The organism is Anabaena sp. PCC 7938 (assembly GCF_049315035.1).
In the GTDB taxonomy this organism is placed as follows: domain Bacteria; phylum Cyanobacteriota; class Cyanobacteriia; order Cyanobacteriales; family Nostocaceae; genus Anabaena; species Anabaena cylindrica.
In genome coordinates this window covers 191268-205257 of sequence record NZ_CP186039.1, presented here as the reverse complement: position 1 = coordinate 205257, position 13990 = coordinate 191268, and the positions used below count along the sequence as shown (strand labels likewise).

At 42.2% G+C, this 13990-nt stretch carries 1 protein-coding gene and 1 pseudogene; one reads left to right on the top strand and one right to left on the bottom strand.

The window, feature by feature from the left end; all coding sequences use genetic code 11:
- Positions 1-568: 568 nt before the first annotated feature.
- Positions 569-1105 (top strand): pentapeptide repeat-containing protein, encoded by a 537-nt coding sequence (locus ACOWPH_RS30795; protein ID WP_350341309.1) that lies wholly within the window; start codon positions 569-571, stop codon positions 1103-1105.
- A gap of 165 nt (positions 1106-1270) precedes the next feature.
- On the opposite strand, the pseudogene ACOWPH_RS30790 reads toward ACOWPH_RS30795, so the two are convergent.
- Positions 1271-13195: pseudogene (locus tag ACOWPH_RS30790) on the bottom strand (putative Ig domain-containing protein); the annotation flags it as partial.
- Positions 13196-13990 lie beyond the last annotated feature (795 nt).

Below are 13990 nucleotides of genomic sequence, written 5' to 3'. Positions count from 1 at the left end.
TCGGTGTGGTGTTGTTGCGGACTGTGTTGAGGATTTGGAGGTTGAGGAGGGAGGGGAGTTTGCGAACACCTGGGGACAGGGTGTTGTTCATCAGGTCGTAGGGGTGTGCTTTGGGGTCTAGGTGGCTACCATCTGGGGTGAGGGTGGCGGTGATGTTGTTGGTGATGAAGTGTTTGGTGTTGTTGATGGTTTGGATGTGGCGGTCAAATTCGCTGTAGCCGTTGATGATGCCTGCTAGATGTCCCATTTCGTGGAGGATGCTGGTGAGCAGGTCGTATTTGCCTGCGGCTTCTCCTGTGGTGGCTCGGTAGGCTGTGTCGGTGAGGGTTTGGGTGAATTCGCTGTTGTCGTTGGGGGTGGGGTCTATGAACCAGCCGATTCCGTTGGCATCAGTGTCGATGAGGATTGTGCCGCTGTTGGGGCGACCAAAGGAGTCGTAGTTGGTGATTTGGGCTTCGGCTAGTTGTCCTGTGGGGAGGTCGGTGATTTGGAGGGTGAGGTTGAGTGGCAATTGCCAGTTACTGGGGAAGGTAGACTGAAGTTGTGTTAAGTAATTAGAGGTTAAGTCGTGGTTTGGCAGATAAGTCCCGAAGAATTGTTGGTTCGATATGGTGACGGGGAACGTAACTTTGCTGGGGTCGAGTTGATTGACTCCGAGATCCGCTCCCGCGATTATCCTGGGATCGATCTTGTAGGCGTTGTTTTGCGAGATATCAACTTGCGAGGAGCTTATTTCAATGAAGTCATGCTGGTAGAAGCCGATTTGACTGGTGCCGACTTGGGTGGTATTTTCCTGGAAAGTTGTTCCTTGGCAAGGGCAATTATTCGTGATGCTAATTTGCGTGCCGCCAGCTTGGACTGGAGTGCTTTCCACGATGCTGATTTGCGGGGAAGCAACTTGGATCACATGAATGCCAGTTGTGCTGAATTTCGTGGATCTCAAATCGGTTCTTTTGAGTATGCTATTCTCGCTAATACTAAATTCCAAGGCGCTCACACCAGCAGCAGTCTGATCTGTAGTGGCTGGAATTTGATATGGCACACCACTATGCCTGATGGAAGTCTCGTAGAGGGTCCTCAGTTGGGAAATGGTCGTGGGAAATAAGTAGTCATCAGTTGCAACCATTAGAGAAGCCGATGGGGTATCAAGAGTATTAAGTTTTGCTTTGATATCCTCAACTTTTCGCTCTTCAATTACATCTTGAATTTCAGTGGAGAGGTTGGACAGGAAGTTATATCCCGTTTTTTCCTCAAGAGTTCTAATGTTGAATAAACCAAATCCCTCTCCATTGAATTCAAAGTTGTCTTTCCAGTTAACGTTTCCACTCTCGGTATAATCGAGAGTATTGGGCAAATAAAGCGCAAAAGCCAGAGAATTATTAGTAACATCAGAGATTCCTTGGCCCGGCTTATCTAAAACTAATACAACCTTCCAAATACTTTCAGGAACGCTGATTTTATTATTTAGTCTGAGAGGAACGCTATAATCATCAATAGCTTGTCCTTTTCGACCTGCAACAATGTATATTTCTTTATTCTTATTAATGACTAAATCAGTTAAATAATTCTCTAATTCCCCCCATCGTTCATTCGTGTCTTTACGCTGAGGAATAATATTAGATGTTAAAAATGTTGCAATATAATCTTGCTGATCTCGATTGCGGTCTGCCGCACGAGCCATGTGTCCTCTAATATAATCATTGGAAGAAAAATCGTTATGTTGAGCTCGGTTATCAAAAGGTAATTTAGGATCTTCTAAAAAATTAGGTCTATCACTACTTGGCCAACTTCCAAGCCAGGATTTATTTAACTGATAACTAACCCAATTAGGTGTTTTTAAGTTGTGATTATAAGATAAAGAGTATTCCGGTTTTTCAATCAGATAGTTATTAAAGAAGTTGCTAGCAGGAGTAGTTTGAATATCATCGTTGGGAAGATAATCAGTGAAAAAAGAAGTAGTATTTATATCTTTTCTCGCTTCTTGCAAATAGTCTGCATTTGAATTGCTTATTAACTTTTGTGGATTACCAAATAATAGATGTTGGCTTTTGAAGAAGACATTATCTAAATAAACTGTTTTGCCTCCACTTACCTCAAATCTGAGAGCTTTTACTTTTCCACGAAATTCATTAGGAATATCAACCTGAAAAGTCTGAAATCCTTGTTGGGCAAACTGGATCCTGTTTGATTGCCCCTCAGCAATCTTAGGATTAAAATTTAATCCAAATGTATTGGGATTAAACTCACGTAAATCAACTGCTGGATATTCATTAGCACTAACATTTGGATTACCATTGCTTTGACGCTCTATTGGTGTCAATCCCTGAAAAGCAGAACTTTGTAGTTCATAGTCATCAAGAAAAACTCTGACAACACTATTTTGAGAAGCAGTAGCAGATTCAGGGTCTGGTACATGCAAATCAAACCGCAATGCACCCCAATCAGGAACTACAAAACGATTATGTGTGATAATACTACCAGGATTTAACTCCAAAGCATAGTTCGTAGGAGAATTAGAATCAATTCCTAATCGTTGCAAATAGCTTTTTCTAATTGCTGCTGCATCTTTACGTAAAGATTCAATTGTCCCTTTGTTTATAACTATATTTCCATTCCCATTCAATAAGTTGTCATTTGCATCTTTTGTATAGCCAAGAATACTGAGGTCAGTCGCTAACAAATCAATATCTATTCCAACAACTGGAAGTCCATTTTTCCCCAGTAATTTTCCTTGAAATGGACTTACTTGATAACCAACAGTAATCAAGTCTTGTAAAAGCAAATTAACTTCAAAACCTTCAACCGGATTTTTATCTGCATTTTTAAGCTTGTTCTCCTCTTCTGTATATCCATTAGTAAGCAGAACCTCTTTCAGTGACTTAATGTTTAGTTCTTCAACGAGCTTTCCATTTGAATCGAGTAGTTTTCCGTTGGCATCTTTTCGATAGTCAACTACAATATTTTCCTGTGTAAGCGATGTAATATTCTTCCAATCAACCAAAGGTGATTGAAACTTATCATATTGGTTATTGTGTAAAGACCAACCAGGGATAGTTTGTGAATCAACCTTAGTAGTAATCCCATCAAAATTGCCATTAAACAACGTCGGAACAGCAAAATCACCACGCATTCTAGCTTTACTAGTATTATCCTTACTAACCGGCACACGCTGACTCAAATCCCCCGTTGGACGCTGCTCCTTACCACCACCCAAAGCCGAGTAAAACCAACCAGTACCAATACCCTCCGTAGAACCTTCATTCCCACTAGAAAAATACCAAGGTGTCAGCGTCAAAAAATCATCATAAGGACCAAACAACTCTTCCACACCCCTCTCACCCAACTGATCATAAACAAATCGTGGCTTTTGCGTATATCCATTATCAACTGTATTAATTGCTAAATCAGCAGTACCTGCATACCAAGAAAAGACATTTCCGTGCGGACCCCCCCTCTTATCATCAGATGTAAATCCAAACTTACCATCAAGCTGAATCTCGAAATCAGCACCATCTATAGACCGACCATTAGGAGTCCAAGTAAAACCATTAGGGTCAGCCACAGTCTGATAATAATTATCAGCAAAAGTCACATTATCCCAAACTTTTACCTGCGGCTCATTAAAATCTCTAAAATCATTGATTATCGTACCAGGAATTACTAAATCGACCTTCAAATTCTCCTGAGAAAAATCATGAGGGTCAATAGTCGTCATCTGCAAATCACGAACTGGCTTACCATCTTTCAATACAGCAGTTCCATCAGCATTAACCTTGCCACCAGCAAAAGGAAAGTAAGTTCCCAAACGTTGAATAATCTCACTATTAACAACAGTCCCGCGACTAAAACCAATAAAATGCAGAGATGAATTGAAAATATCTCCTTGAGTGCGAATTAAATCCCCTTCATTATCATACAATTTAACCAAATTACCAGCAGCATCATGCTCTCCAACATCACCACCTAAAGCCTGGTCTAATTGCACAATTGAAGCGAAAATTGCATCAGCAGCAGCTTCCGTAAAACCGCTATTTGACTGCGTTGACTCACTACCTTTAGACCATTCAGGCAGCAACACTAACGCCTTATTTTGGTTGACATATTGACTCTTAATATTACTAGCCAACGTAGATAGATAATTAGCCTCCCCAGGATTGAGATAACCCGTCAATTCTTTACGTACCCGTGCCTCATTATCTACAGGAATCCACAGACCTGTAGGCTTGTCATAACGCAGAATTAACCCCTTCTCTGACGGTGCATCCCCATTACCAGAAGTAATTTTATCTGCCAAATCATAGAAATTATCAGGAATCCCCGTATTTGAAGGGAACAACGTAAAACCATGAGTCAGAACAGTAACACTACTAAAAGGATTTGCACTGATAGGAGTAGTTGTATCAAAATTACCAAACTCAACTTCAGATTGCCCCGTACTGCTAACAGCTTGTACAGCCCAATGATAATTTTGACCAGCCGTTAGCGTGGTATTATCCGGTAACGTAAAACGAGTATTATTATTTTCCGGGTCATAAGTCGGTTGAGCAACAACAGTAGTACCATCATGCCAGTACCAAGTATTAGTTTCCCGCTTCCAAGTTGCTGTCACAATTCGTCCTGGATTGAAATCATCATACCCATCCCAAGACCTAGTTAACAGTTGCTGTTTTTGCTGTTGGCTCAACTCAGGTAAGAACGTTGAGTCAGATAAATCAACCACCTTATCCCAAGGTAATAAACCTTGACCCTCAGCAAAAGTACTGACAAACAGGTTAACTTCCTCCACTTGCTCATCAGGGATTTCCAAATCCCAAGTAAAGGTAGGAGTTAAATCTCCCTCCTTAATCCCATTTGGACTTATCAAAGTCAGCAAATCAGGAGGAGAAACAGCCAGATTGCGAGTCATACCAACATTCACAGGAGCGCTGGTACTACCCTCAGATACCCCATAAGTAAACTGATTCCGCACTCTATTCTCAGCGATAATCCCATAATCGGCAGCAATGCTGATTTTCGGGTTAATATCATCAATTGGCACCGAACCAAAATCAAGGATATTAGCCGGACGTTGGTAAAGGGCTTCAAAAAAGGGAGAACCTTGGGGTCTGCCAAACTGGTCAATAATATAATCAGTTGGGCTGTCTAAGGTTTTAATCATTTCCTCGACATCAAAAACATAGATACCACCCCCTAACGGATAGGAAGCATAGAGGTATTGATCATCGTTACTCAGTGCTAAATCAGTAGTTAATCCCAGCGGAATCGGTCTTGTCGCGGCTACTAACTGTGGATTGTCTCCCAATGGGTCTTTAATAATCCCAATATTACTGCCAGCTTGGACACCATCAATACTCTCGATACCAGAACCGAATTTACTACCGTTATAACCAGCGATAAAGCCGTATTTTTTGTCTTTGGTAATCGTAATTGCTACAGCTTCATTGACATCAAAATAATCATAAATACTGCCAAGATTAAGTTGGGTGTAGCGTGTGGTCGCAGTAAAATTCAGTGGGTCATCGTTGGTGATTTCCAGCACTCCATAACCAGTAGCATCACTGTTGCGATTAGTGAAGGTCATCAAGTGGGGGTCAACAGTATTAGCCAAACCTTCTGCACCTTGTTCAGCATCAATTGTGCCTATTTGCTTGTGCCAAGAAAGAAGATTATTTTGGTTAGGATTAGGCTTGTCTTTGAGGTCAATGTTGACTACTATAATCTTGCTTTTTGTTGCACCGTTGGCACCGGGTGCAGTCGCAAATAGCTTGCGACCATCACTGCTAATAGCTAGTTGACGTAACCCGCGTGGTGCAGAATCAATCTGTATGTTCTCAATTACCTGATGGTAGGTGTTGGAGTTAGGATTGATATCTAGTACATAAATGACACCAATTCGTCCATCTGCTATGTAAGCGTATTGGTCTTGATTATCAACCACAATTGCACGGGGTGAGGCATCCGTTGGTAAGATAATTGAGTCAATTCCTTCTATTTCGGGCTTGGTATCAATTTCCTGTAACAGTAATGGGTCAACTACAGCAATGCGACCGGAATTTTCTAAGGTAACATAAGCGCGAGTACCATCTTTGCTAAAGACGATATCTCTCGGTCTATCTGCTACATCAGGAGTACCTACAGGAATCCGTGCTACTAATAAATCATTGCTGTTTGTGGCTGCTACTACCGCTTCTGGGTTTTTTCCTTGTAATACAGCTACCTGATCACTAAAAGGTTCAGTAATCAAAACATAACCGTTATTAGCTGATAATCGAATGGTATTGCTGTCGTAATTAATTGTTTGATAACTTGTTTGTTCTGTGCCAAAGAGTTCTTGCTGCGGTCGAGTGATGGAAATTTTAGCAGTTCCTAAAGCGGCTTTGTTGGAGGGTTTGACTTTAATTTCAAATTGATTATTACCTAAGTTATTACCAGATAAAACTGTGCCTTGATAAGTTGCGTTGCCAACATGGAAATTAACAATCAGTTCTTCAAAGTTACTGTTGGCATTATTAGCAGTAGCGGCAGGAATTATGAAGTTACTGCCTGTGAGAACTATGACTGGTTCATTATTCTCAAACTTCAGTTCGGCTTTTTGTAATACTGGCGGTGCAGATGGATTTGTTGTCGTTGGTGCAGGTAAGTTTAACTTGGTTTCAAAAGTAGCTATACCATCTGGATTGAGTTGTACGTTGGCAGAAGTTATTACAGGTAGTCCAATTGTAGGAACTTGCACGATATTAATTGATGAAATATCGTAAGATACCTTAAATGCGGGAATAGAGACAAATAAATCGGGATTTAAGAGTTGTCCAAAAGCACTGTAAGGTTTGAGGACTTTAGTAACTTTTTTCAAAACTTCTGCATCAATATTGCCTTGTGATAAAGCCGCCCCAACTTCTGCCAGAGTTTGTGCTGTTTCTACAATTTGTATGATTGTTTGGATTGTTTGCAGGGGAGCTTGTAATATTCCCAACACCTGACCAAGTTCTTGGATTATTTTGCTTTTACTATTGGGGAATATTGCTAAAGCAATACCGAATCCAATCTTTCCAAGATCAATATCTGGTAGTGGTGGCGGAATAAACAATCCATAGAAGGCTGGTGGAAATTTATATTCGAGGCTTACCTTACCTTTGACTATGCTACCGCTACCAGTAACGCCTGAGTAAACAACTGCATATTCACCAGGTTTGGTTACACCCGGATATGGAGGTGATTGGGTGCGAATCATACCATCTGCGGTGACTTTAGCTGATTCTTCTAACATCCACATGGGCTGCCAAGTTCCTGTTGCATCAGGCATTGAACCTTTACGCATCAAGTAAACTTCAGCACCAACAGGTAAATTGGCTGGTGCGGGAATAGCAATCTGGGCTGGGATTAGGAGGTTGTTGTCACCAAGTTCTAAGTTAAAGCCACTCACAAATTCAAACCCACCTGGGATTGGTAGTGATAAATCTTCTTTTTGGTTTACGAGTGCAAAATTAACATTTGTATCTTCAAGCAGTGCGCCTTGGGATAGCATTAGCAGTGAATGATTTGCACCATCACCAAATTGGATAACTCCGCCATTGATGCCCAGTTGAGTCTCGCCTAGATGAGGTGTTTCTACGCGCACGGGTACTATTGCTTCGGCTGCACCGTAAATTACTGTTATGTTGGTAATACCTTCATTCAAAGCAGTAATTAGCCCATCTTCACCTATCTGTAAAATCCCAGGATTGCTGACAAAGTAACGGGTTCCAGCATCTTGAAATTTCAGGTCTGGTGATTCTTCTACTCCGTATAAACCAACTAATAATTGTCTTGTTGCACCAATAGTTAGCATGACGGCTTCAGGGTACAAGTCTAGACCTTCTTGTTCAGCGATCGCAACATTTAATTGAGTTTGGTTAGTTGGCAATAATTCACCCACCCGCAATGCAGTAACAGCCTGAATACCATTCCGAGACGCACTCAGCACCGACACCCCATCACTCAAACCAGTCACCACACCCGCAGACACCGTAGCCACGGCAGCATTATCCGATGCCAACTGTAAATAAGAATACGGTAGTACAACATCCTGTTGATCAACAAAATCCCCAATCACCACCAACTCCGTACTTCCACCCACATCCAACCGCAAACCACGGCGGGCAAAATCCAAATTCACCAACGCCGCATTACTGACATTCACCGTCACTGTTGCAGGTGCAGAACTACTAAACCCATCATCAGCAACAACATCAAAACTCGCCATTCCCGAATAACCAGCAATCGGTGTAAACAAAGCCGACTCACCATCAGGAGTAAACGTCACCGTCCCATTTACCGGATTAATAATGCGGTAGAAAATTGCATCCCCTTCCGGGTCAGTAGCTAAATTATCCAGTGCCACCTTAGTTAATAAATCAGTGTGAGTCAGCACAGATGTAGAAGTAACTACAGGCGCACGATTAGCAGTAAAGCCATAATTACTACCGAGAATCTGCACATCAGCAGCATTAATGACACCATCTTTATTAAAGTCGTAAATAGCATTATAATTACCAGAAGCCATAACCTGACTTAACAACTGGCTATCTACCCCATCAACTAACCCATCACGGTTAACATCCCCAGCTACAGATAATTGCAGTGAATAGGCACTAGCACCAGTAATCTCAATCAGATTCAACCCAGCAGAAGAAACAGCAAACAAAGCAAAGGCGCTATCAGCATTGTTTTGAGTGACAATTGGTGATAATCCACTCAGCAACGGTACAGCCGGATTGAGAGCATTATTGACTGTCACTGCTAATAACACAGTACCAGTCGCCGTAGAAGCTAGTTCAGAATCCCTGAGACTGAAAGTATAGGCATCTCGTTCACCCACATTCATATTCTCATTGATGACATTACCAGTAAATTGCGCTGCACTCCCCAAATCCCCTAACACAGGTGATACTTGCGGTGTAGTGGAATAGGTAATTGCTTCTCCTAGTGTTCCCGTTGCTAGAGTCAGAAGATGAGAGGAATAACCATAACGACTGGATTGACCAGATGCGAGATTCCTGGCTGATACCAAATTCCCTTGCAGATCATAACTGTAAGTTACCAAACTACCATCTGGTGCCGTAATTTGAGTTAATCTGCCAAAATCATCCTTGACAAAACCTACTTTTTCCCCAGTGGCACTGATAATACCACTATCGCTGTATATTAGATGTGTCCCATTCACTCCAATCTGTTCAGTAACACCACCAGCAGCGCTCAAGTGATAAACAGTGCCATTGGCGGAGGAAAGGGTGTAATCAGCACCTGCAAACACCTGACTACCAGGATTGTAAGCATAACCAGTTTTGAGGTCATAGAAGCGATTTCCAGCCAAAGTCAGTTTGGCATCGGCTGAGGAAAGTGTATAATTTACACCTGAATCTGCCACCCAAGCAGGACTGTAATAAGTTAAACCAGGAATTGTGTGTTTTTGCGGTGTAAATGTAAACCCAACTCTTTCTCCAGTAGGAGTTGTGAGGTAAAGCCTTGTTCCCACACGGAATGGTTCATAAACACCTAATGATTCTCTTCCTGTTAAGGGGACATTGGTTTGGATGTTGGTATCTAAAGCAGCTAATTGCCATCCGTTACCAAAGCTGCCAATTTCATCGGTATTTAGAGAACTATAGGTGCGGATGAGATTAATAGTATTACCGCCCAAGTTCACCGACAAATCAGTTTCAGTTTTGATATACGCACTCGGCTTGGTTGCAGTATTGACTTCGACAATTATCTGTGTGACAGTGGTGCGATCGCTAATATCAGTCGCCCGTAACCGTAATTGATAGAAACCATTTTCCAACTTAGAAGGGTCAAATTGAGCCAAAAGCCCACTTAAGGCACTATTACCACTAGCCAATGTCCTGTATACGTCTTCACCAAAATCAGCAACTTCTAGCACCCAGCTATCTAAGTTACTATCATTAACGCTGCCAATAATATTAGTAATACTCGTCAATTTAGCACCGTCTAACCCTGGTGTAAATGTAACTACTGGTGCAGCGGCATCCTGCGGATCACGCACCTTAACTACAGTACTATTATAACCAAGGCGACCATCTGCATCTGTAGCGGTAACATCAACAACCAAGCGCCCAGAAGTGGTGGGAATAATCTCAATTCTGCCTTGACTATCAACAGTTACAGGTCTACCATCTACTGTGGCGCTCAAGTTGGTAATATCAGCCAAACCCGAAGCGAGAGTTTGCACTATCACCTTTTGTCCAGGAACTGCTGGGAAACTCGGTGTGAGGTCAAAGGTAACAGTTGGGGTTGTGGGTGCGATCGCCACCCGCACAAGGGAAGTCTGCGTTACTGTTTTTTCACCATCACTAACCGCATAGGTAATACCATAATCACCCACCTGACCGGGATTGGGTGTCCAAGTAAATTGTCCTGTCGCTGCATTTATTACCGCACCATCTGGTAAATCAATGGCACTGTAGGTAAGATTTGTGTTGTTATCTGGGTCAGTACCAGTAACTGTAAATTGCAGTTTTTCACCCAGCGCGACTGCATGGGAAGATACGGAGATTGCGGGGGTGCGGTTGACGTTGGCAATACGCAAGGTAACATCAAGGATACCACTAGCACCTTGGGTATCAGTTGCGGCAAATTTTAATAAATATTCACCTGCTTGTTGATAATTCGGCTTCCAAGTAAATTGTCCGGTGCGGGGGTCAAATACAGCACCTGTTGGCAATGGTGAAACTGCGGAATATATTAATGAGTCGTTATCAATGTCTCCTGCTGCTAAGGTAAACTGGACGAGGTTGTTTTCTTGTCCTGTTTGGATAGGCAATGGTGCTAATACAGGAGTCTGATTTGTATTATTTACCAGAATTGCTAAAGTTTGAGAACTGCTTTTGTTACCATCACTTGCAGTCAGGATGATGTTGTTATAAGTTCCTGCTTGTGCTAAATTTGGTGTCCAAGTCAGTATCCCCTGTGCAGAATCAAGTACCGCACCTGGTGGTAAATTAGATGCAGTATAGGTAAGAATATCACCATCAACATCACTGCCAGATAATACTAGATTCAGGGTTTGCCCTTCTGCTATAGTTTGATTAGCGATCGCGGAAAGTATCGGTGCAGTATTAGAAGTCCGAACAACTAAATTAAAGGCTTGTTGACTGCTAAGAACCTCGGAAGAGTTGCCATTACCGCTATCTTGAACCCCAATGGTGACAGGATATGTATTGATATCGGCAGCAGTAGGTGTCCAACGGAATAATGCTTCACCGTAAATTGCAGTTGGTGTAAGAGTAGCACCAATAGGTAGACCACTCAAACTAAAGTTTAAATTATCTTGATTCTTGTCTGATGCTTTGACAATAAATTCCAGAGTTTCACCAACAACTGCAACTTTGTTACCAATGAAGGGCAATTTTGGTGCGTCATTGGGTGCATTAACTGAAATAACAAAGGTATATTCATCTTGTTGTACAGCATTGACACCACCACCATTGCCATTATCAGTTGCAGTGAGGGTAAAGGAATAATCACCACCATCACTAATTCCTGGTGTTAAACGTAATGTAGCTGTACCATTGCCATTATCAGTAAATTTGACAAAATCAGGGATATTGTATCCTATAGATTCTGTTTTCAGTTGCAACACCAACGGGTCATTATCAGCATCACTTACCGTTAATACCAATTCCTGTACTTCCCCCCGGTTCAGGGTAACGTTGGTAAATTCGTTAATTTGCGGCGCACGATTGGTATTAAGAACAGTGATTGGTACTATTAGGGAAGTTTCTTTATTTGTTCCCGTACCATTACCATTATCAGTAGCAGTAAAGGTGACATTGTATGTCCCGGCACTGGCATATCCTGATGTCCAAGCAAATATAGCTGTAATTGGGTCAAAAGTAGCACCAACTGGTAAATTAGAAACACTATAAATCACAGATGGGTCACTACCTTCTAGGATAGTTAATTGACCATCAGCATTACGGTCTTGGGGTACGAAGCCTGGGTTATCTGGGTCTAAAGCAAAGGCACGGAAGTGGACTTGTTGTCCTTCTTGAATTTGCCAAGTACCTAAATTATCAAATATAGGTGCAGCGTTGGCGTTGAGGACTGTAATTTTGGTAGTTTTTGTAGTAATTGATTCGCCATCACTGACAGTGAAAGGAATCTCAAACTCCCCAGCTTGGAAGTAGGTTGGTGTCCATTCAAACAATCCTGTATTTGGGTCTAGCTGTGAACCACCAGGGAGGAGGTTGCTGTTGTAGGTGAGGAGTGGGGAAGAAACAGCATCTGTTATATCTGCGTCTGTTGCTTGGAGTTGAATTCTGACTTTTTCACCTTCACGCACGATTGTGTTAGCAGGACTAATCAGGGTGGGTGCTTGGTTGGTAGGTGCAATCAGAATAGTTGCAGACTGTGTTACTTTTTCTATACCGTCGCTAACAGTAAATTGCACATTTTCATAAGTACCAGCCGCATTGTAGTTAGGAGTCCAACTTAGAATACCTGTAGCTGAGTCAAAGATTGCACCATTGGGTAAATTATCTGCCCAATATGTTAACTGATTATGGTCTATATCCGTTGCTTGGACTTTAATTTGTAAAGTTTTGCCTTCAGCGCCTTTGAGGAGAAGGGGAGGAGTGAGGGAAGAACTACTAGAAACTGTATTGTTACCAGATGAATTACCAGAAACTGTGCTGTTAGAGGATGAATTACCAGAAACTGTGCTGTTAGAGGATGAAACAATAATACCACCGCTGACAACAGGAGTATTAAATATTGGTTTATGATTCCCCCCGACCACATTTAAGCTAAACGATTGTGTCGTATGAGCGCCGCGCAGGTCGTATACTTGCAAAGTGACATCAGTACTTACCGGACTTTGCTGTGTAGGCGACCAAGTAATTAAACCAGTATTTTCGTCAACACTCATTCCTTGGGGGGCATCATATAACAGATATCCCAGTACAGCACCATCTGGATCACTAGCTGCCACTTGGTAAGTATATGCTTGACCAGAATAAGCCGTCAAGACTGGAGCAGAAGTAATAATCGGTGATTGATTCGGGTAAGGAAGCGCGTAAATTCCTGGGGTAAACTCAACCCGCAGCGCGTCTGGGTTATAAACTGTAATTGTGTGTGCAGTAGTAGATTGACCAGCTTTGAGGACACCTTGTGGTAAATTGCCCTGCAAATCTATCATGTATGCGCCAGAAGCATTGCGTGTTGCATCAGTTGGTACACCTGTGAAGGACTGTGCTGGATCAAGCAACAGCATTACTGGTAGCAGTAAGTCATAACTCGCTTTACTGGTGAGAGTCACATCATAGGAAATCGTTTGATGTTGTCTGTCAGAGCGAGGATTGGTAAATTTAAAGTCTACTAGGGCTGAGAAATCTGAAACTGCGGTAAATTGCTCTTTGTAACCACCAATTAGTTCTACACCAACAGCACTCTTGAGATTTTGAGACACCCGCAGTTCGTAATGGTCAGGGGTGAGAGTGTTGAAGTCCAAAAGTACAGTGCGAGTTTCGGTATCGTAGCGGACTGATTGTGGTGTGATAGTCCCAGTTGCACTGACTAACTCAAAATTGGCTGGGTTGAGGACAGAGGTGGTGTCATTCACAGCACCTGCAAACATATCTTGGTCAAAGGTGACACTAATTGTACCTTGAGGCAGAGCAACGATCGCATTCGGTGCCGGATTAGTCGCTGCTACCTGGGGTGCAATGACGGGGTTGAATATATCTATTTGCTGGGACTGGGAAAGTAAAACACGACCATCATCTGTGGTTGTGATATTTTCACCTCTACTACCACCAGATGCTACCTTAATGTGTTGTAAGGTCGCCAAATCAACCATTTGCAAATCGCCATTGTTGTTAGAAACAAACAACAATCCTGCCAAGCGACTACCCGTTTTACCAAAAGCGATAGAATCTACAGGGGCATCAAATTCCAGGATCTTTTCTGGCTGACCATTTTCATTAAAGCGAAC